The 22,701-nt window shown below is 39.9% G+C and carries 14 protein-coding genes and 5 tRNA genes; 2 read left to right on the top strand and 17 right to left on the bottom strand.

The window, feature by feature from the left end; genetic code table 11:
- Positions 1 to 47 precede the first annotated feature (47 nt).
- Positions 48 to 1,283, top strand: coding sequence for an ISL3 family transposase (locus tag H5R64_RS06115; protein ID WP_182582783.1), 1,236 nt, complete (start codon positions 48 to 50; stop codon positions 1,281 to 1,283).
- Between the two features lie 105 nt (positions 1,284 to 1,388).
- Here H5R64_RS06115 and fusA read toward each other — a convergent pair whose 3' ends face one another.
- From fusA to rpsL, 3 genes are all read right to left on the bottom strand, one after another.
- Entirely contained in the window at positions 1,389 to 3,473 is a 2,085-nt protein-coding gene (fusA, locus tag H5R64_RS06120) for an elongation factor G (RefSeq protein WP_182580882.1), read from the bottom strand.
- Positions 3,474 to 3,610: 137 nt separating this feature from the next.
- Positions 3,611 to 4,081 (bottom strand): 30S ribosomal protein S7, encoded by a 471-nt coding sequence (gene rpsG / locus H5R64_RS06125; RefSeq protein ID WP_003716646.1) that lies wholly within the window; start codon positions 4,079 to 4,081, stop codon positions 3,611 to 3,613.
- 21 nt (positions 4,082 to 4,102) lie between these two features.
- Positions 4,103 to 4,522: a 30S ribosomal protein S12 gene (gene rpsL / locus H5R64_RS06130; protein WP_182580881.1), complete on the bottom strand. Its 420-nt coding sequence runs from the start codon at positions 4,520 to 4,522 to the stop codon at positions 4,103 to 4,105.
- A gap of 265 nt (positions 4,523 to 4,787) precedes the next feature.
- Here rpsL and H5R64_RS06135 point away from each other — a divergent pair, with 265 nt between their 5' ends.
- Entirely contained in the window at positions 4,788 to 5,474 is a 687-nt protein-coding gene (locus H5R64_RS06135) for a prepilin peptidase (RefSeq protein ID WP_182583049.1), read from the top strand.
- On the opposite strand, the gene H5R64_RS06140 is transcribed toward H5R64_RS06135, so the two are convergent.
- From H5R64_RS06140 to H5R64_RS06205, 14 genes are all read right to left on the bottom strand, one after another.
- On the bottom strand, positions 5,430 to 6,644 hold the full coding sequence (locus H5R64_RS06140) for a DUF998 domain-containing protein (RefSeq protein WP_182583051.1): 1,215 nt from the start codon (positions 6,642 to 6,644) through the stop codon (positions 5,430 to 5,432). The genes H5R64_RS06135 and H5R64_RS06140 overlap by 45 nt on opposite strands.
- A 133-nt stretch (positions 6,645 to 6,777) precedes the next feature.
- Positions 6,778 to 10,413 carry a DNA-directed RNA polymerase subunit beta' gene (gene rpoC / locus H5R64_RS06145; protein WP_182580878.1) on the bottom strand — a complete coding sequence of 1,212 codons (3,636 nt, stop codon included), beginning with the start codon at positions 10,411 to 10,413 and terminating at the stop codon, positions 6,778 to 6,780.
- A gap of 53 nt (positions 10,414 to 10,466) precedes the next feature.
- Complete coding sequence (gene rpoB / locus H5R64_RS06150; protein WP_182583053.1) at positions 10,467 to 14,090, bottom strand: DNA-directed RNA polymerase subunit beta; 3,624 nt, start codon at positions 14,088 to 14,090, stop codon at positions 10,467 to 10,469.
- Between the two features lie 225 nt (positions 14,091 to 14,315).
- The gene (locus H5R64_RS06155; protein ID WP_182580876.1) at positions 14,316 to 14,909 is read right to left on the bottom strand and encodes a TetR/AcrR family transcriptional regulator; all 594 of its coding nucleotides are present in this window, start codon (positions 14,907 to 14,909) and stop codon (positions 14,316 to 14,318) included.
- A gap of 271 nt (positions 14,910 to 15,180) precedes the next feature.
- Positions 15,181 to 17,631 carry an ATP-dependent Clp protease ATP-binding subunit gene (locus tag H5R64_RS06160; protein WP_182583055.1) on the bottom strand — a complete coding sequence of 817 codons (2,451 nt, stop codon included), beginning with the start codon at positions 17,629 to 17,631 and terminating at the stop codon, positions 15,181 to 15,183.
- A 14-nt stretch (positions 17,632 to 17,645) separates the two neighbouring features.
- A complete protein-coding gene (locus tag H5R64_RS06165) occupies positions 17,646 to 18,113 on the bottom strand; it encodes a CtsR family transcriptional regulator (RefSeq protein ID WP_182580874.1) in 468 nt (155 codons plus the stop codon).
- 164 nt (positions 18,114 to 18,277) lie between these two features.
- Positions 18,278 to 19,300, bottom strand: coding sequence for an alcohol dehydrogenase AdhP (adhP, locus tag H5R64_RS06170; protein ID WP_182583057.1), 1,023 nt, complete (start codon positions 19,298 to 19,300; stop codon positions 18,278 to 18,280).
- Positions 19,301 to 19,731: 431 nt separating this feature from the next.
- A tRNA-Pro gene (locus tag H5R64_RS06175) sits at positions 19,732 to 19,805 on the bottom strand.
- A gap of 48 nt (positions 19,806 to 19,853) precedes the next feature.
- Positions 19,854 to 19,927 (bottom strand) — tRNA-Arg (locus H5R64_RS06180).
- 5 nt (positions 19,928 to 19,932) lie between these two features.
- Positions 19,933 to 20,004 (bottom strand) — tRNA-Gly (locus H5R64_RS06185).
- A gap of 82 nt (positions 20,005 to 20,086) precedes the next feature.
- A tRNA-Leu gene (locus H5R64_RS06190) sits at positions 20,087 to 20,169 on the bottom strand.
- 3 nt (positions 20,170 to 20,172) lie between these two features.
- A tRNA-Val gene (locus H5R64_RS06195) sits at positions 20,173 to 20,245 on the bottom strand.
- 64 nt (positions 20,246 to 20,309) lie between these two features.
- Positions 20,310 to 20,951 carry a deoxynucleoside kinase gene (locus tag H5R64_RS06200; RefSeq protein WP_182583059.1) on the bottom strand — a complete coding sequence of 214 codons (642 nt, stop codon included), beginning with the start codon at positions 20,949 to 20,951 and terminating at the stop codon, positions 20,310 to 20,312.
- Between the two features lie 186 nt (positions 20,952 to 21,137).
- Positions 21,138 to 22,610 (bottom strand): amino acid permease, encoded by a 1,473-nt coding sequence (locus H5R64_RS06205; RefSeq protein WP_182583062.1) that lies wholly within the window; start codon positions 22,608 to 22,610, stop codon positions 21,138 to 21,140.
- Between the last annotated feature and the right edge of the window lie 91 nt (positions 22,611 to 22,701).

Here is a 22,701-nt window from a genome sequence, read left to right on the forward strand (position 1 = left end):
TTGTACAATCAATTCACCACAAAAATCATGTAAAGAAGGTTATACAGATGTCCCTAAATAATTCTATCCTAAATCTCCTCGGAATTGAAGACCGAAACATTAAAGTTCTTAATGTTGAAACAACCTCGAAAAACAATGAGCAGCTTAAAGTAATCCATGCTTCCTTATCTTATCCGGTGGCGCGCTGTAAAAATTGTGGATTTGAAACTGTGGTCAAAAATGGCTTTCGCAAAACTCATCTTCGCTTAGCGAGTCTTAATGGCATGCGGTATGAAATGATCCTGGCTAAGCAACGTTATTACTGTTCCAATTGCCAAACAACCTTCGGTGCGACAACAGATTTAACTAAGCCCAATCAGACCCTTACTCGAAAACTCAAAAGTCAAATTATGCTATTTGTTCATGAAGGTATGAATGGCGAGCTAATCGCTCGCCTTTGTCATTGCTCGCCCAGCAGTGTTCGGCGGACGACTATCGAACGCGTTAAACCGCATTATCGGATGGCCGTTCTTCCTAAACACCTCTGCTTTGATGAGTTTCGTTCAACTAAGTCCATCATGTCATTTATTTGTTGTGACAGTGAAAGTCACCAACTAGTGGTTAAACTTCACAATCGGCTTTCACCATCGATTATTGATTACTTTGAAAATCGTTATAGTCAAGCCGAACGAGCTCGGGTAGAATCGGTCGTTATCGACCTCAATGCACAATACCAGAGCTTTATTTACCGTCTATTTCCGAATGCCCAAATCATTATTGATCGTTTTCATATTGTCCAATTGGCCGGTCGAGCTTTAGATAACTGTCGACTTAATATTCTTAAGTTCTTAGATAAACACAGTCGTGAATATAAGATTATGAAAAACCAATGGCGCTTATTTCATCTTAAGCAGACCGAACTTCACCCCGAAAAGCCTGTTTATCTCCGGGGGATAAATGAATATATGACGAAACAAAACGCTGTTGACTTAATCACCAGTAAATTCACTGACTTTAAGGTCGTTTACCAAACATATCAAGCAATTACTCAAGCCCTTCAGGAGCGTGATCCCAAACTTCTTCAAGCGGTTTTACAAAATTACCAGACTACTAATACTGAAATGGATACTACGATCAGAACCTTTAGGAAGAACCAACAAGCAGTAATTAACAGCACCAAGTATGAATTTTCGAACGGTCCATTAGAAGGAATTAATCGGAAAATTAAAACTCTTAAACGAACCTGTTATGGGTTTGCCAATCAAAACTTTTTCTTTTTAAGAATTGATTGTCTATTTGCATAAAAAATACCACCCACATTTCTGTGAGTGGCATCGATATCCATCAATACCAGTTGACGGATACCCATTTGTCTTTAAGCTCAATTAAGGTTTAACTAGGAACTATTCTTAGTTATTACCGCTTTCCTTAATAATCTTTTCTTGAACAGACTTAGGAACAGCTGAATAGTGATCAAAAGTCATAGTAAAGGTACCACGACCCTGGGTAGCAGAACGAAGGGCAGTAGCGTAACCGAACATTTCTGAAAGTGGAACAAATGAGTGAATTTGTTGAGCGTTACCACGTTCTTCCATACCATCAATGGTACCACGACGAGCAGTAACTTGACCCATAACATCACCCATGTTGTCTTCAGGAACAACAATATCGACCTTCATGATTGGTTCAAGGATAACTGGATCTGCCTTCTTAGCAGCATTCTTCAAGGCGAGTGATGCAGCAACCTTGAAGGCGGCTTCACTAGAGTCGACTTCGTGGTAACTACCATCATAAAGCTTAGCGTGCATATCAACAAGTGGGTAACCTGCTAATACACCATTTTGCATAGCTTCCTTCAAACCTTGTTCAACAGCAGGAATGAATTCACGAGGAACAACACCACCAACGATGGCATCTTCGAATTCAAATCCTTTACCTTCTTCAAGTGGTGTAAATTCAATCCAAACATCACCGTATTGACCTTTACCACCAGATTGACGAACGAACTTACCTTGTGCAGATACCTTCTTAGTAAATGCTTCACGGTAAGAAACTTGTGGCTTACCAACAGTAACTTCAGCGTGGAATTCACGACGAAGACGTTCAACAATGATATCCAAGTGAAGTTCACCCATACCCGCAATCAAAGTTTCACCAGTTTCAGGGTTAGTTTCTGCCTTGAAAGTTGGATCTTCTTCAGCCAACTTTTGGAGACCCTTGTCCATCTTATCTTGGTCAGCCTTTGACTTAGGTTCAACTGAAACTTGGATAACTGGATCAGGGAAGTCCATTGATTCAAGTTGAAGTGGGTGATCTGGATCAGTCAAGGAATCACCAGTACCAGTATTCTTTAATCCAATAGCAGCAGCGATATCACCAGAGAACACTTCTGGAATTTCGTGTTGTTGGTTAGAGTGCATTTGAAGCAAACGACCAATACGTTCACGCTTATCCTTAGTTGCGTTAAGAACGTATGAACCTGATTGAAGTGAACCAGTGTAAACACGTAAGAAAGTCAAACGACCAACGAATGGGTCAGTAGCAATCTTAAATGCCAAAGCAGCAAATGGCTTGTCATCACCGGCAGTCAATTCAACTTCATTACCATCAGCATCGTGAGCAACGAATGGCTTAACATCTAGTGGTGATGGTAAGTAGTCGATAACAGCATCAAGCATCATTTGGATCCCCTTATCCTTGTAAGCTGAACCAGCCAATACAGGGAAAAGTGTTTGTTCCAAAGTACCCTTACGAATAGCAGCCTTAATTTCATCAACTGAAATTTCGTCACCTTCAAGGTACTTTTCCATGATGTTATCATCAATATCAGCCAAGGTTTCGATCAAAGCATCATGACGCTTTTGTGCTTCTTCCTTCAGGTCATCAGGAATGTCTACAGTGTCCCAATCAGTACCAAGCTTATCTTCATCGTAAACATAAGCAACCATCTTAACCAAATCAACAACACCTGAGAAAGTATCTTCGGCACCAATTGGCATTTGAATTGGTAATGGAGTAACGTTCAAACGATCCTTGATAGTTTGAACTGAATAATCAAAGTTAGCACCAACTTTGTCCATCTTGTTAGCAAATACGATCCGTGGAACATTGAAGTCATCTGCTTGACGCCAAACAGTTTCAGTTTGTGGTTCAACCCCAGCTTGAGCATCAAGAACAGTTACGGCACCATCAAGAACCCGAAGTGCACGTTCAACTTCGACAGTGAAGTCAACGTGTCCTGGGGTATCGATAATGTTAATCCGGTAATCCTTCCAAACGGCAGTAGTGGCTGCGGAAGTGATAGTGATACCACGTTCCTTTTCTTCATCCATCCAGTCCATTTGTGAAGCACCATCGTGGGTTTCACCAATCTTGTGAATCTTACCAGTGTAGTAAAGAATCCGTTCAGTGGCAGTCGTCTTACCGGCATCGATGTGGGCCATGATACCGATGTTACGAGTCTTGTCAAGAGGGTATTCACGTTTGTTAGCCATCTTAAAAGTGTATCTCCTTCCAGAATATGGTTATTTAAAATCGAACTTTATTTAGAAAAAGGGATGACGATTATTCAAATAATCTACGCCACCCCTGTATTGTAACTGGTTAGACAACCGGTTTCAATTCGCAGTGATTACCAACGGTAGTGTGCGAAAGCACGGTTGGCTTCAGCCATACGGTGAGTATCTTCACGCTTCTTAACTGAAGCACCAGTATTGTTTGAAGCATCAATAATTTCGCGTGCAAGACGTTCAACCATTGTGTGTTCACCACGCAACCGTGCGTATTGAACAATCCAACGAAGACCTAAAGTGGTCCGACGTTCTGGACGAACTTCGATTGGAACTTGGTAGTTTGAACCACCAACACGACGCGCCTTAACTTCAAGAACAGGCATAACGTTTTCCATAGCTTGTTCAAAAACTTCTACAGGGTTATTACCTGTTTCATTCTTAATTTCATCAAAAGCTGCATACAAAATCTTAGTAGCAGTTCCGCGCTTACCATCGATCATCAAGTGGTCAATCAAGCTGGTAACCAACTTTGAGTTGTACATTGGATCTGGTAAAATTTCACGCTTTTGTACATGTCCTTTACGTGGCATTACTTAATCCCTCCTAATATTTTACTTCTTATCCTTAGGCTTCTTGGTACCGTACTTAGAACGTGATTGCATCCGTCCTTCAACACCAGCAGTATCAAGAGTACCACGAATAATGTGGTAACGAACCCCAGGTAAATCCTTAACACGACCACCACGAATCAAAACAACTGAGTGTTCTTGGAGGTTGTGACCAATACCAGGGATGTAAGCAGTAACTTCAATCAAGTTTGAAAGACGTACACGGGCATACTTCCGCAAAGCTGAGTTAGGCTTCTTAGGTGTCATAGTTCCGACACGAGTAGCAACCCCACGCTTTTGTGGTGATGGAGTCTTAACTTCTTCCTTCTTAAAAGTGTTGTAAACGTAACCAAGAGCTGGTGACTTTGACTTGCCCTTGTGGCTCTTACGGCCCTTACGTACCAATTGGTTAATGGTTGGCATAATTTTTCCCCTTCCTAATTTTTAAGTCCACACATCCAGGTGGTTCTTTTTTGCGAATAAAAAAAGTTCTTGGATGATATTAAATTATGTGCCTTCGTTGACGCAAAGTCTGCCCAACGACAGACACCGACGTTGCTATAAAAGCACCTTTAATAGGGTAGCACGGACTACTAGTAATGTCAACGAAGTCTCAATAAATTTTCTAAGTAACATTTCGTGATTTTTACGTTATATATCTATAGCAAAACTTTTAGAGGTGATCACATTGCTTTTTATACTTATTAATAGTTGTATTCTTGCTACTTTAGCGTCCTTTACTAGTCTTTGTGCTCAACGGCAACTCAACAATCAGTTGCCATGGTCCCCTAAACGTTCTTTTTGTGATCATTGTCATCACACATTATGTTGGTGGCAACTTATCCCGCTCCTCGGCTTCGTCCTTCAATTAGGACGTTGTCACTGGTGTAACGAACGAATTTCTCTTTTTTTCCCGCTATCTGAACTAATAATCGTTTTAGTCACTATCAAGTCTTACACCCACTTCTGGTACTCCAATCTTATTATTACCTGTGTTTTACTCTCACTATTATACCTTTCAACAACCGATTTTATTGCTCAAGTGATCTATCCAGCTGCCTTAATTGGTTTGTTTCCGCTCACCCTTATTCTTCCCCAGCAACATTTTTCAATTATAAATATTACTATTGAACTCATAATTATTTCCGCTTTCATTTTTTCACTCCAAACGATTACTAAAGGACTTGGTACAGGGGATATTGAATTTATCCTCGCAACCGACTTAATTTGGCACTGGGAAGCAACTGCTCAAATCGTTTTAATTGGCTGCTTACTCACTCTTATTCCAGCAGTAATAAAAAAGGACAGGAAACTGCCTCTCGTCCCCGGATTAGCTCTTGGTTTTATCCTGAGGCTGCTTTTCTGTCCCTACTAAGGTTTCATCGATCAAATCGTCCCTTATTTTAACAAGAAATAATTGTTCGCCATATTGAGCAAGGTTTTCAATATTTTGTAGTAACAATAGTAACCATGAAAATGAAAGAGCAAATTCAATCAACTCAAACGCCGTTAATGATAAGTAATTTGCTAGTTTAAAAACAATATATTCTGCTCCCATCACCGCACCAATTACATAAGAAATCGTCAAAAATTGCTTAGTTACTTCCGGCAAGATCCACTTAATTGCAACAATTAAAATTAGCATAATATAAACTAACCACATTGAAATCCGGTCATGAAGAATATGAAACTTGGGATCATTGGGGAATAATCCGATCGCTGCAATACAAGCAGCCTCACCATATAATAACCAGCGCAATAATTGCGTCTTTACTCCTGGATACTTTCGTTGCAAATTAACAAAAAGATAGTCAACTAGTGCAATCATTAATAATCCTGAAAAGATTAGGGTCACATTAAATTGTAAATTCGCTGAATTCTGTGATGTCCCTAAAAAGCTAAAATTATGTTTCCACCAATCCCGAGTAGAATTCGTAAGCATAGAAAATAGCATCCCACCAATAATCATAATCGTTAATAAGTTAGTAATGATTCCTGAGGTAAGAGTCAAGGCAAGGTTAATCATTAAATAATTAATTAACGCAATAATTACAAAAACAAAAGTAGTTGAAGTATAAATATCAAAACGCGCATCCGTAAAAATCTTTCCTAACAACCAAAAGAAAGCTGTAAATGAGAAAGCAATAATCAACCCACAAGCAATTGTAATTGTCGGTAAGCTTCGCCAATAAACATTCTTCGTCGGCCCATTATTCCGTAATTTAGTAATAATAAAACTAACTACAAAGACAAACAACCCACTTATCAAACTTAGTAACATCGAACCATTGGCAATCGAATAATCCCCGGTAATTGGTACAGTTCTCATATGGTGATTACGACAAAAAATAAAAAATGCAATTGTTAATAGAATAGCTGGTAAAATGTACCAATATAACTTAATTTTTGGTAATTGATCAGTTACTTTTGAAGGTCTAATAGTAATTTCATTATGATTAACATTTAATTCTAGTTGTTCATTTGACTTAAAACCCGTCTTTTTCATTGCTGACGCTGGAATTTCAATAGTGTATTTTTTTGACATTTTTTCTCCCAAAAAGTAATGGAGAACCATAGTAACTTAAACTACAGTTCCCCTGACGTTAATTATCCAATATCTAAAATAGCAAAAAGGACCATGACAATCAAGTCACGGTCCTTTTTCAAATATTAGTTAATTAGTTTTGCTTGTCTTCTTCCTTCATCTTGGCTTCTAAGTCCTTAATGGAGTAAGCAGCAACATTAACTTCCTTTGGCTTAATGTTCCGGTATGTACTCATACCAGTACCGGCAGGAATAATTTTACCGATAATAACATTTTCCTTCAAACCAACTAACGGATCATTCTTACCCCGAATAGCAGCATCAGTCAGAACACGAGTAGTTTCCTGGAATGAAGCGGCTGATAAGAAACTATTAGTTTCAAGGGCAGCCTTAGTAATCCCTAAGATAACAGGACGAGCTGTAGCTGGAATGTTACCAGCTATCAATGTCTTGTAGTTAGCATCACGGAATTGACCAATATCCATCAATTGTCCTGGCAACATATCAGTGTCACCTGGATCCATGACACGAACTTTCCGCATCATTTGACGAATCATGATTTCAACGTGCTTGTCTAACAAATCAATCCCCTGCATACGGTAAACCTTTTGAACTTCAGCAAGAAGATATGTTTCTGTAGAAAGGACATCACGCACACGAATTAGTTCCTTAGGATCAATTGAACCTTCGTTAAGGGCACTACCACGGTGGATAAAGTCACCTTCAGCCACCCGCATCCGAGCAGTAATTGGTAAGGTGTATGTCCGAGTATCAGTTTCACCCTTAACAGTAACATCTTTAGTCCGTTCTGCAGGATTTTCTTCGATAGACTCAACTTCACCAGTAACTTCAGTGATTGTTGCACGCCCCTTAGGATTACGTGCTTCAACAATTTCTTGGATACGTGGAAGACCTTGGGTGATATCATCGTTACCGGCAACCCCACCAGTGTGGAAGTTACGTAAGGTTAATTGAGTACCTGGTTCACCGATTGATTGAGCTGCAACAGTACCAACAGCTTCACCAGCTTCAACACGATCACCAGTAGCAGCGTTCCGGCCGTAGCAGCGTTCACAAACTCCATGTTCAGTGTTACAAGTAAATGCAGAACGAATCGTAACCTTCTTAACACCAGCATCCACAATCTTTTGTGCCATTTCTTCATCAATCAGAACGTTCTTACCAACGATCTTTTCACCAGTCTTTGGATCAAATACTGACTTCATCGTGTAACGACCCATAATCCGATCGTAAAGTGGTTCGATCATTTCGTTACCATTTGTAATTGCAGTAACTTCAAGACCACGATCAGTTCCACAGTCTTTTTCACGAACAACAACGTCTTGAGCAACATCAACCAACCGCCGAGTTAAGTAACCTGAGTTGGCAGTCTTCAAAGCGGTATCAGTCATCCCCTTACGAGCACCGTGAGAGGAAATGAACATTTCCAGAACTGACAAACCTTCATAGAAGTTAGAAAGAACTGGCAATTCCATAATTTTACCGTTTGGTGAAGCCATTAACCCACGCATCCCGGCAAGCTGTGTAAAGTTAGAAATATTACCACGAGCACCTGAATCAGACATCATGTTGATTGGGTTGTGGATGTCCATGTGTTCAATCAACTTGTTCTGAACTTCATCCTTGGCATCATTCCAAATACCAATAACCCGATCATAACGTTCATCATCAGTAATTAGTCCACGACGGAACTGCTTAGTAACTAAGTTAACTTGCTTACGAGCTTTCTTAATGATTTCTGGCTTTTCAGGCAAGTCATGAATATCCGACATCGCAGTTGTCAAACCGGAAATAGTTGATTCATAGTAACCAAGATCCTTAATCCGGTCAAGGAACAATGAAGTCTTAGTAACCTTGTACTTCTTGTAAACTTCAGCAATTAAGTCAGACAAGAAGCCCTTCTTAAATGGCGGAACAAGTGGCGCATTTTCAAGGTAGTCATTGATATTCTCACCAGGATCGAGGAAGAAACGATCATCAACACCATTAGTAATATTATCTGCAGTTGGTTCGTTAATGTAGTTAAAATCCTTAGGAAGGATCCGGTTAAACAATAACTTACCAACACTGGTTACCATGATCTTACCACGTTGTTCTTCAGTGAATGGCTTATCAGGAAATGCGGAAACTTGTACACCAACACGTGTTTGCAATGAAACATAGTTGTTCCGGTATGCCATTTCAGCTTCATCGGTATCTTTAAAGATCATTCCTTCACCTTCACGACCCTTATCTTCAGTGGTCATGTAGTAGTTACCGATAACCATATCCTGAGATGGGGAAACAATTGGTTCTCCATCACGAGGACTCAAAATGTGAGAAGCGGCAAGCATAAGTAACCGTGCTTCAGCTTGTGCTTCATCCGAAAGTGGTACGTGGATCGCCATCTGATCCCCATCAAAATCGGCATTATAAGCTGTACATACCAATGGGTGAAGACGCATTGACTTACCAGAAACTAGAATTGGTTCAAAAGCCTGAATACCTAACCGGTGCAGAGTAGGGGCTCGGTTAAGAAGAACAGGGTGTTCCTTAATAACATCTTCAAGAACATCAAAGACATCATCATCCCGGCGATCAATCTTCCGCTTAGCTGCCTTAACGTTAGCAGATAAACCACGCTTAACCAATTCATGCATAATGAATGGCTTAAATAATTCAAGAGCCATTGGAACCGGAAGTCCCATTTGGTTCATTCGTAATGATGGACCAACATCAATAACTGAACGACCAGAGTAGTCAACCCGCTTACCAAGTAAGTTTTGACGGAAACGTCCTTGCTTACCCTTAAGAAGGTGAGAAAGTGACTTCAATGGACGGTTACCAGGCCCAGAAACTGGACGACCTCGACGACCATTATCAATCAAAGCATCAACTGCTTCTTGAAGCATCCGTTTTTCATTTTGAACAATGATTCCAGGAGCTTGTAATTTCAGAAGCCGCTTTAAACGGTTATTCCGGTTAATAACACGCCGGTACAAATCGTTCAAATCGGAAGTAGCGAAACGACCACCCTCAAGTTGAACCATTGGACGTAAGTCAGGTGGCATAACTGGAATAACATCAAGAACCATCCATTCAGGTTTGTTACCAGACTTAATGAAGGCCTCTAAAATATCCAATCGCCGAATAGCGCGGGTTCGCTTTTGACCAGTTGCTTCTTTCAACTCTTCTTTCAGTTCTGCTGCTTCCTTTTCAAGGTCAACATCAGCTAATAACTTTTTAATAGCGGCGGCACCCATTTCAGCAGTAAAGCGGTCACCAAATTCAGCTTTCTTATCACGATATTCAGCTTCAGAAAGAAGTTGTTTCTTTTCAAGTGGGGTATCACCTGGATCTAAAACAACGTATGAAGCAAAGTAAATAACTTCTTCAAGTGAGCGTGGACTCATGTCTAAGACAAGACCCATCCGACTTGGAATCCCCTTGAAGTACCAAATATGTGAAACTGGAGCAGCCAATTCGATGTGACCCATCCGTTCACGACGAACCTTTGAACTAGTAACTTCAACACCACAGCGGTCACAGACACGACCCTTGTAGCGAATCCGCTTGTACTTACCACAAGCACATTCATAGTCCTTAGTTGGGCCAAAGATTCGTTCGTCAAACAGACCTTGCTTTTCTGGCTTTAAAGTCCGGTAGTTGATTGTTTCGGGCTTCTTAACTTCCCCATAAGACCAACTACGGATTTTATCTGGTGATGCCAGGCCGATCTGCATACTTTCAAATTTATTGACATCAATCAAAGGATTTTTCCTCCTTATTTTAGTAGTTTACGTTCAGTGCTAAGTAAAACAAACTAGTCTTGCTTAGTCTTGTCTTGTTCATCAGTTGTTGCGGCTGAATTTTCAGAAGAAGTTTCTTCCTTCTTTTCTTTTTCTTCAGCATTGTGCTTTGCAGCATACTTAGCTAAAGCATCAACATTAACAACTTGATCATCGTCTTCGTCCATGTTCTTTAATTGAACTTCATTGTGATTACCATCAAGGACCTTCATATCGAGACCTAATGCCTGTAATTCCTTAACAAGAACCCGGAATGATTCAGGAACACCGGGCTTAGGAATCGGTTCCCCATTGATAATGGCATCATAAGTTCGAACACGACCAACAGTATCATCCGACTTGTAAGTAAGGATTTCTTGAAGGGTGTAGGCAGCACCGTATGCTTCAAGAGCCCAAACTTCCATTTCACCGAACCGCTGACCACCAAATTGGGCTTTACCACCCAATGGTTGTTGGGTAACAAGTGAGTATGGACCAGTAGAACGAGCGTGGATCTTATCATCAACCATGTGGGCCAACTTAAGGTAATGCATTGAACCAACGGCAATCCGATTTTCAAATGGTTCACCTGTCCGCCCATCATAAAGGATTGTCTTCCCATCTTCTGGGAAGCCGGATTCCTTAACAGCATCCCAAACATCCTTATCTGTAGCACCATCAAACACTGGTGTTGCCATGTGAATACCAAGACGCTTTGCTGCCATTCCTAAGTGCAATTCAAGTAACTGACCAATGTTCATACGACTTGGCACACCCATTGGACTTAACATAATATCAATTGGAGTTCCATCTGGCATATATGGCATATCTTCTTCAGGAACAACGATCGAAACAGTACCCTTGTTACCATGACGACCTGACATTTTATCACCGACTTGAATCTTTCGTTTTTGAGCAATGTAGACCCGAACCATGGTGTTAACACCTGGTGAAAGTTCATCACCATTTTCACGAGTAAAGACCTTAACGTCTTGGATAATACCGCCACCACCGTGAGGAACACGGAGAGAAGTATCACGAACTTCACGTGATTTTTCACCAAAGATAGCATGAAGCAAACGTTCTTCAGCGGATAATTCAGTCATTCCCTTAGGAGTAACCTTACCAACTAAGATATCGCCGTCATGGACTTCAGCACCAATCCGAACGATCCCATTTTCATCCAGATCCTTAAGCGCATCATCACCAACGTTAGGAATTTCACGAGTCATTTCTTCAGGTCCTAATTTGGTTTCCCGAGCTTCGGATTCGTAAGATTCAATATGGATAGAGGTATAAACATCATCTTTAACCAACCGTTCGTTAATTGCGATGGCATCTTCGAAATTGTAACCTTCCCAAGTCATGAAGGCAATCAATGGGTTTTGACCCAAGGCTAATTCACCTTGTTCCATTGATGGCCCATCGGCAAGGACATCATCAGCATCAACATGTTCGCCAACTTTAACAATTGGCCGTTGGTTATAGTTCTTACCACCGTTGGAACGACGGAACTTCATTAACTTGTAAGTATCAAGAGTACCGTCTTCTTCGCGAACACGAACTTCACGAGCATCAACATATTCAACTGTCCCTGGCTTCTTAGCAATCATGGCCACCCCAGAGTCATGAGCTGCTTTGTAGTCAATTCCAGTACTTACTAATGGTGCATGAGGGTTCAACAATGGAACAGCTTGACGCTGCATGTTAGCACCCATCAAGGCACGATTAGAGTCATCATTTTCAAGGAATGGAATACATGCGGAAGCAACGGAAACAACTTGTTTTGGAGAAACGTCCATGTAGTCGACGTTCTCAACACTCGTTTCAATGTAATCATCCTTATCACGACACATAACTTGGTCTTCAGCAAATGAACCATCATCATTCAATGGTGTGTTAGCCTGAGCGATAACATAATTATCTTCTTCGTCAGCAGTTAAGTAGTCAATCTTATCGGTTACTTTATGGGTCTTCCATGAAACACGCCGGTATGGAGTTTCAATAAATCCGTACTTATTAACACGAGCATAGGATGAAAGACTGTTAATCAAACCAATGTTAGGACCTTCGGGAGTTTCAATTGGGCACATCCGGCCATAGTGAGTATAGTGAACATCCCGAACTTCATATCCGGCACGATCACGAGTTAAACCACCAGGACCAAGGGCAGAAAGGCGCCGCTTATGGGTCAATTCACCAAGTGGGTTAGTTTGATCCATGAATTGTGACAATTGTGAAGAACCGAAGAATTCACGAATTGAAGCAACAACTGGACGAATATTGATTAATTGTTGTGGAGTAACGGTATCAGGATCTTGAATTGACATCCGTTCACGAACAACACGTTCCATCCGTGCTAAACCAATCCGGAATTGGTTTTGTAATAATTCACCAACAGAACGGATCCGCCGATTACCCAAGTGGTCAATATCATCAGTTGAACCAATGCCTTCTTGTAAGTTAAAGAAGTAGTTCAATGAAGCAAGAATATCAGCTGGTTCAATGTGCTTGTATTCTAATGGAATATGACCGTTACCAATAATTGGTACAACTCGATCTGGATCTTCATGGGAGTAAACTAAGATCTTTTGAAGCTTTACTGGTTCAGTGACTACGGCTTCATCAGAAGGAGTATAAGTAATCATCTTGAAGTCATCACGATCTAAGTATGGTTCTAACTTCTTCAATACTTCCTTAGTTACCTTGTCACCCTTTTGTGCAAGTACTTCACCAGTATCTGGATCAGCAAGGGTTTCAGCCAAGGTTTCACCAAGAAGACGGTACTTCAACATTAACTTCTTATTAGTCTTGTAACGACCAACTGGAGCCATGTCATAACGCTTTGGATCAAAGAAACGTGCAGTTAACAGATTCCGAGCTGAGTCAGCGGTCTTTGGTTCACCTGGACGAAGACGTTCGTAAATGTCCTTAAGTGCTTCTTCAACCCGAGAATCTTCAGCATTCTTGTGAACATCCTTATCCAAAGTCAATGATAAGGTTTCACTGTTACCACCAAACATATCAATGATTTCATCATCTGAGCCAAAACCAAGAGCCCGGATTAATTCTGTCATTGGTAGCTTACGAGTCCGGTCAATCCGAACGTAAGAAATGTTTTTGGCATCAGTTTCGTATTCAAGCCAGGCACCACGGTTTGGAATAAATGTAGCACCATAACTTGGCCGACCATTCTTGCCGACTTCTTCACTATAGTAAACACCTGGTGACCGAACTAATTGAGAAACAATAACCCGTTCAGCACCATTAATAATGAAGGTCCCTTGATCTGTCATTAATGGGAATTCACCAAAGAAAACATCTTGAGACTTAATTTCCCCAGTCTCATGGTTAGTAAGACGCAAAGTAACGTGAAGTGGTGCAGAGTAGTTTGCATCATGTTCACGCGCTTCATCAACAGTATACTTAGGTTCCAAAAGTTGATAGTCAACGAATTCCAATGACAACTTCCCTTGGAAATCATCGATTGGCATAATATCATTAAACATTTCCCGTAAACCTTTATCCATGAACCATTTATATGAGTTGGTTTGGATTTCAATTAGGTTTGGCAACTCGAGAACTTCTTTAATTCGGGAGTAGCTACGACGGGTACGGTGCTTACCGTATTTAACTAAATGTCCGGCCAAACTGTTCACCTCTCTAATTTATTCAGTGAGTTTTAAATATTACAATTTGATTACAAATAGGTCAAAATCGTAATTTTGAGCAAAAAAAATCCAAAAACAGTTAAAAACTGCCTTTGGTTTTATTTACTGAGCCTAGTGGACAATAGATCACTAAGCTCATATGAGAACTCACAATTACATACTGTTATATGATATAAGATTATTAATCAAATGTCAATAGAGTTACTCAAATAATTATTTTACTTTTGAAAGCCCACTAGTAATGCAATCTAAAATCAACTGATCTCGCTGATCATCACTGATGTTATGACCACCAATTGGTTGGTAGGTACCAAAAATCGGTGAAATCTCAGCTAAGAATAGCTCTGCCGCTTCTTGTGGCAAAATATCAGGGCGCAATTCAACTTCTGGTTGTTTAAAGTACTCAGCAATTGGCTGAAGATAGTTCATTGCCAAAATCATATTCAACTTTTGCTGAGAACTCTTTGAAAGCAAGTTAATTGCTTGATGATACTGATCATAAATACTTGTCGGATGGTGCTTCTTTAGCGCAACAGCAATTTGCCATAGTTGCTCGTTCGGAGTCAACTTATGTTTTCGCATCACCTTATTAATATCTTTACGAACCTTACTACTTAGGTTGGTCATCACATCAAGATAAAGAACCTCCTTATCGCTAAAGTGATGGTAAAGAGCTGGTTGGGTAATGCCCACTTGCTTAGCAATGTCACGAGTAGAGGTTTCACCAAAGCCCTTTTGTAAAAAAAGCTTAGTTGCAGTTCTCATAATTGACTGTCGTGTTTTCTCAAGTTGTTCAGCCCTCTTCATGTCTCATTCTCTCCTAACATATTAATCACGTTATAAATATATAATGTCACTAAAAGCATGATTTGACAAGCTTCTCATCAAAATAACCTGCTTTTTAGATCAATATAGATAAATTAATATTTTTATTTATATTAATTAATATTAAATAAATGATAATATTAATACTTAATAAACGCTGTTAAATAAAAGGATTATAATGTTCAATAAGAAATGAACATTATAATCCTTTTTGTCAAATTTACATCAATTTTTAATCAATCTTTCATAACCATTATTTTTTTACTTTAAGAGTGATCTTCCCTTGATGGGCACCAATCACCACATTATCACCAGTTTTAATCTCATCACTTAATAATGCGGTGCTTAATGGATCCTCAACCAAGCTCTGTAAAGCACGCCGAAGTGGACGAGCACCATAAGCTGAATCATAACCCTTCGTTGCTACAACATCAACTGCTGCAGGAGTAACCTTCAGGTTAATTCCTTGTTCCGCTACTCGTTCCCTTAGTTGGGCAACCATTAGTTTAATAATTTGATGAAGCTCATCCTTTTGTAAGGAGTGAAAAATTACTGTTTCATCAATCCGGTTCAAGAACTCGGGACGGAAATATAACTTCAATTGTTGATGAATCGCAGCTGACATGGCTTGATAATCTTGCCTAACATCTCGTGCACCAAAACCAACTTCCTTTTCATCTTGAAGTTGAGTAGCACCAAGATTAGATGTCATAATAATAATGGTATTGCGGAAATCAACTTTTCTTCCCTTAGCATCAGTTAAATAACCATCGTCAAGGACTTGAAGTAACAAGTTAAAGACATCTGGATGGGCCTTTTCAGCTTCATCTAACAGCACAACTGAGTACGGATGTTGACGAACCTTTTCGGTTAACTGTCCACCCTCATCGTAACCAACATACCCAGGTGCGGCACCAATTAACCGACTAGTACTGTACTTTTCCATATACTCGGACATGTCGATTCGGATCATATTCTCCTCTGAACCAAACACTGCTGCTGCAAGTGACTTTGCCAATTCAGTCTTCCCAACACCAGTTGGCCCAAGAAACATAAATGAACCAATCGGTCGTTTGGGATCCTTCAACCCACTTCGAGCACGACGAATTGCCTTCGCAACCACAGAAACAGCTTCATCCTGACCAATGACCCGGTTATGGAGAACTTTTTCAAGATTAACCAGTCGTTCACTCTCACTCTTCTTCAGCTGAGTTAGTGGAACTCCCGTCCATTCAGCTACAATCTTAGCAACATCTTCTCCAGTAGTATGTAGCCGGTGCTTTGCAGATTGTCTCTCCGCCTTTTTTTCTTGCTCGTCAACTTTGGCCTTTAATGTTAATTCTTCTTGGCGAAAGTTTGCAGCTTGATCAAAGTCCTGATTTTCAATCGCCACTTCTTTCTTCTGGCGAAGTTCAGCTAATTTAGAATTCAATGATGGCTGATGCTTTTTATTTTCCTCAGCATCAATTCGTACCATTGATGAAGCTTCATCAACTAAATCGATCGCCTTATCTGGTAGGTAACGATTAGTAATATACCGACTAGAAAGCTTAACGGCCTGTTCTAAGGCATCATCATCAATCTTAACATGGTGGTGTTCTTCATATTTTGGCCGTAAACCATTAAGAATTTGCAAGGCAATATTTTCAGATGGTTCTTCAACTTGAACAGTGGCGAAACGACGCTCCAATGCAGCATCCGATTCAATATACTTTTGATACTCATCAAGAGTAGTTGCTCCAATAGTCTGTAGGTCACCACGAGCAAGAGCTGGCTTTAAAATATTAGAAGCATCAATTGCCCCTTCAGCTCCTCCAGCTCCAATTAAGGTATGCAGTTCATCAATAAACAGAATTACATGACCATCTTTTTGAATCTCGTCAATAACCTTCTTTAGACGATCTTCAAATTCTCCCCGATATTTAGTTCCGGCAACTAACGAGCCCATATCAAGCATCATTAAACGTTTTTGTGTCAACTCTTCAGGGGCCTCATTATTGGCCATCCGCTGAGCTAGCTCTTCCGCCACCGCGGTCTTCCCAACTCCTGGTTCACCAATCAGAACCGGATTATTCTTTGTCCGCCGACTAAGGATTTGTTCCACCCGACGTAGCTCTTTATCACGACCAATTACGGGATCAAGTTTACCATCCCTGGCCATTTGAGTCATGTCTCGGGCAAGTTTATCAAGTGTTGGCGTACTAGACCTTCTTGTCTGCCGCCTTTGTTGTCTTCCTAATTGATGTCGTGCTTGGATATCCGAAACACCAAGTCGACGCAGGGTTACTTTACGAATTTGTCGAGGTAAAACATCCAAACTCATTAAGATTCTTGAAGAAAGGATCCCTTCATCTGAAATTAACGCAAGTAAGATATGTTCAGTACCGATCTTTAACGCATTCAACTGTTGCGCTTCCTGACCAGCTAATGCTAAAACTTGACGTGCCTTTGGTGAATACGGAAGATAGTCTGCCGGTCCCATATCATCCATCGTTCCGTAACCGATCATTCGTTCAATTTCCTCTTGAATATCATCACTGGTAATGGAGAATTGCCCAAAGATCTTGCTAGCAATTCCCTCTTTCTCAATTGCCAATGCAAGCAACAAATGTTCAGTACCCACAGCTTGGTGCTTAAAGTATTTTGCTTGTTCATGGGCAAGCGCTAAGACATGCTTAGCACTCGGTGTAAACATATTATCCATTAATCACTTTCCCCCTAGCTCTCATATCGTAAACGATTCAGCATTGAAATTAAAATTCTCGCTCTCAAACGAGATTCAGCATTAGAATCATTCACATTTAGTGTTTGCTTTGATAGGGCAACTAACATCAAGTCCCCTTCTCGCCTCGTCAATACTTTCTCATCATAAAGTGTCCGAATAATATCATAAGCATCACGTTCACTAAGCGAATCGCCAATTGCTTGGATCAGCGAGTTTAACACATCAACATTATCAAGTAAATTAACCCGTTCAATCCGAATATAACCACCACCGCCACGTTTGCTTTGGACTAGGTAACCGTGTTGAATGGTAAAACGTGTCTTAATCACGTAATTAATCTGTGATGGAACAACGTCAAAATGATTAGCGATTTCTGAACGGCGAATTTCAATCTGAGATGACTCTCCAAGAATTTGCTTCAAATATTCTTCAATAATATCTGAAATACTCTTTTCTTCCATTACATCACCCCCAAAAATTTCATTTGACTAATTTTGACCAAATTTTACCACAATATTAAATTGGGAACCAGAAAACTGTCCCAATAATATGAAATGCAATTTAAACTAGAAAAGAGACTGGTGGCTCTCCAGTCTCTTTTCTTTCAAAAAGGGGAAAATTTAGATTAATCTTCTAAGCTAAAATCAACAACGTTCCGACCAACAACCTTGTTATCCTTTAATTCTTGGATCATGTCATTGATTTCGCTAAGTTTCCGGGTCTTAACAATTGGGTGAACCTTACCTTCGGCACCAAATTGGAAACACTCAGCTAAGTCTTGACGAGTACCCACTAATGAACCAGCAACAATAATTCCATCAAGAACAGTCTTAGCAATATTAAGCTTCATGTCACCTTGTGGAAGAGCAACGGCAACTAACTTACCATCTGGGCGAAGTGAATCAACTGCTTGGTCAAATGCTGAAGCAGAAACAGCAGTGACAACAGCGGCATGAACGCCACCAACTTTTTCTTGGATTTGCTTATCAACGTCACCATCATGACGGTTAATAAGAATTTCTGCACCGTTTTTCTTAGCAGCTTCCAGCTTTTCAGGGTTACCGTCAACGGCAATAACATGAGCGCCAAAGACATTGTGAGCAAATTGAATTCCTAAGTTACCAAGGCCACCAGCACCAACAATTGATACCCATTGACCTGGCTTAATATCAGCAACCTTCAACGCCTTATACATAGTAACGCCAGCACAGGTTAATGAAGTAGCTTCGACAGGATCAAGCCCTTCTGGGACCTTAACGGCGTAATCAGCAGGAACAATACATTGTTCTGCCATTGCACCATCAGCAGTGTAACCAGCATTCAGAACATTCCGGCAAAGTGTTTCACGACCGGTCAAGCAGTATTCACAGTGTCCGCAACCTTTAAAGAACCAAGCGATAGATACCCGATCCCCAACCTTTAAAGAAGTAACTCCAGGAGCGACTTTAGATACACGACCAACACCTTCATGACCGATAATCCGACCTGGCTTCTTACCAAAGTCACCAGCGGCAACGTGTAAGTCGGTATGACAAAGGCCACAGTATTCCATGTCAACTAAAGCTTCACCAGGCTTAAGATCACGAAGTTTAACATCCTTAACAGTAACATAACCATCTACTGGATCATTAATAACAGCAGCTTTCATAATCTAAAATCTCCTTTGGACTTGTTATTTATTACACAAACTATAATACCAAATTAGTTTTGATTTTTAAAACACTTTTGTGAATAAATAAACAGGGATTTTTCAGACCAATATTTCTTTTTCATTTACTATTTCACTTAATGAAATCGTAATCAGATAATACCAATGTGATTAAGTTAGCAAATAAATTCTAAATATATAGTCTTACGTTATTAATAATTTAGGTAGTACCTCAAGACTTCAACTAATAATTGCTCAAATTAATAATAAGGGAATTATGAAAAGTGCCCTACCTAATTTATGAAGGTGGGACACTCTTAAAGATTATATCGCCTATTGATGCCAAAAAGTTTTTACTAAAATAATAAAGCAGCGAATAAAATAAAAATCTGATACATTTGCTTGTTAAACACACCAGACCTTCTTTATTATCGGAATTACAAGATTTGAACTTGCGACCTCTGCGTCCCGAACGCAGCGCTCTACCAAACTGAGCTAAATTCCGAAAAGAAAAAGCGCAGCAACACTATTCAGTGTGCCACGCTTTTAGTAGTGCACCCAGAAGGAGTCGAACCTTCAACCTTCTGATTCGTAGTCAGACACTCTATCCAATTGCGCTATGGGTGCATAAGAGCGGAAGACGGGATTCGAACCCGCGACCCCCACCATGGCAAGGTGATGTTCTACCACTGAACTACTTCCGCATAACTATTCTGCAACGATAATTAATATATCACGTGTCACAGACCGATGTCAATACTTTTTGAAATAAAAAAATATTCCAAATGCGGATGAAGGGACTTGAACCCTTACATCTAAAAGATACAAGATCCTAAATCTTGCGCGTCTGCCAATTCCGCCACATCCGCATATGGAGGATACAGGGCTCGAACCTGTGACCTCCTGCTTGTAAGGCAGATGCTCTCCCAACTGAGCTAATCCTCCGAAAAATGATATATTCATAATGGAACTTTATTAATATATCATCCTCTAAAATTAATGTCAATAATTATTTCAAACCAAGTTCAATTAATTTTTCATCAACCATCTTTAATACTTGCTTTGCTGCTTCCGGATCTTCAACAAAGTCATACTTATCCCCATCAATTAACATTTTGGGACTGGCATCATACTGATTATACCAGTCACGGTAACGTTCATTAAGATTCTTGTAGTAATTATAAAGAGATGGATCATTCGAAATTTGTTCATATGACCGACCACGTTTTTTTATCCGTTCTAGCATTGTGTCAAATGAAACCTGAATTGTAATTAAAAGGTTAGGCGCTTTTTGATGTGGTTGTTCAGGCAACTCTTCCATCATGTTATGTAGCAATGATGAGTAAATGTCAGATTCAGTTGCTGTAGCCCGTCCCATATCAGCGTTTAACTTAAACAATAATGCGTCTTCAAAGATTGAACGATCAAGGACATTTAAATCGTTTCCAAATGATTCTTTAATCTCATCTAACCGCCGATTCAAGAAGTAAATTTGTAATAAAAAGCCATACTTTTTAGGATCCTTATAGAAAAGTGGCAAAATTTTATTATCATCAACTGATTCATAAAATGCTTGGCTATCTAAATGATCTGCAAGTAACCCTGTTAAGCTTGTCTTTCCGGCACCTATTGTCCCTGCAAGTGCAATCATTGAACTTTTATCCCCCTTTAATTTGTAAAAAAACAACTTAACTATTTTACCATTGAATAAAGGAAAAAAGAAGAGACTGAATTGGTGTTTAACCTTCTTTGATTATTCTTTTCAGAATACAAAAGAGATCCCGACGTATTGCGTTTAACAATAGCAAGGATCTCCTATACATAGAATAATATTTTACTAATTATCTTCCGGATCGTACTTTTCACCCTTAGTTCGGCGAGATAGGTCCACCTTTTTAAGGGGAATAATATGAGTCTTGTAACGAATCTTGTAGTAGAAAAACAAGACAAGGAATAGTGGAACACTCATATAGGTAATTAAGATATTTGACCAATCAAGTTTGGCAAATGCTTCAATATTTTGACCGCAGATAACGATTGTACAAAGAACGAACGCAAAAATTGGTCCAAATGGATAAAGGGTAGCATGATACTTAAGTTCACTTACCACATGGTCTTGAGCAACATAGGCTCTTCGGAAGCGATAATGAGAAATAGCAATTCCTAACCATGCGATGAAACCACAAAGTCCAGAAGCGTCAGTTAAGTAGAGGTAAGCTTGAGGAACAATAAATTGGGTTGCAAAGGCTAAAGTTGAAACAATCATCGTTCCGATCAGTGCATAGATTGGAATTCCCCGCCGGTTAACGTAACCAAAGAACCGCCATGCATAACCTTCTCGAGCCTGTGAATAAAGCATCCGAGTAGAGGCATATAATCCAGAATTGGCAGCAGAAACAACAGCAGTTAGAATAACTGCATTCATAATACTTGCTGCCACGGCCAAGCCAGCCCGCTTAAAAATAATAGTAAACGGACTCATCGTAATGTTAGTAACATCAGAATTCAGTAAGTTTTTATCCGTGTAAGGTAGAACACAAGCAATAACAAAAATTGCAAAAATGTAGAACAACAAAATTCGCCAGAAAGTTGAGTGAATAGCTTTTGAGATAGATTTTTCCGGAGTAGCAGCTTCACCAGCAGTAATTCCGACTAATTCCGTTCCTTGGAAAGAGAAGCCGGCAACCAAGAACACGCTAATAATTGCTGGGATTCCACCGACAAATGGTGCTTTCTTATAATGAAAATTACTAAAACCAACTGGTTGACCACCCATAATCCCAAGAATAATTGCAACACCTACGATCAAGAAGACGATAACGGTTATCACTTTAATTAAGGCTAACCAGTATTCCGTTTCCCCATACGAACGAACTGACAAATAGTTAATTAAGAAAACAAGAACTAAAACAATAGTACTAAATATCCAACTTGGAACATGCGGTAACCAGAAATTCATCACAATCCCCGCACTGGTTACATCCACTGGAATCGTAATTGCCCAATTGAACCAGTAATTCCATCCCATTGCGAACCCTAAAGCGGGATCAACAAACTTTGAAGAAAAGGCAGAGAATGAACCAGTGAGTGGCATATAGGTGGACATTTCACCTAAACTGGTCATTAAGAAGTAAACCATTATTCCCATGATAGCGTACGCAACTAGTGCACCACCTGGCCCAGCGGTTGAAATTGCTGAACCACTGGTAATAAACAACCCAGTACCAATCGTCCCGCCTAAAGCAATCATTGCCAAGTGACGAGTTTTAAGGGTCCTTTTTATCTGTCCCTGACCACTATCTGCTGTCATTTTATTTCCTCCCCACACATCTAAATAACTAACAATAAAAAAGGTCTTCTAATAGGGCAACCCCATTAGAAGACCCAACCTCTCATTGAAT

Origin of the sequence: Limosilactobacillus fastidiosus (assembly GCF_014145505.1) — a bacterium.
In the GTDB taxonomy this organism is placed as follows: domain Bacteria; phylum Bacillota; class Bacilli; order Lactobacillales; family Lactobacillaceae; genus Limosilactobacillus; species Limosilactobacillus fastidiosus.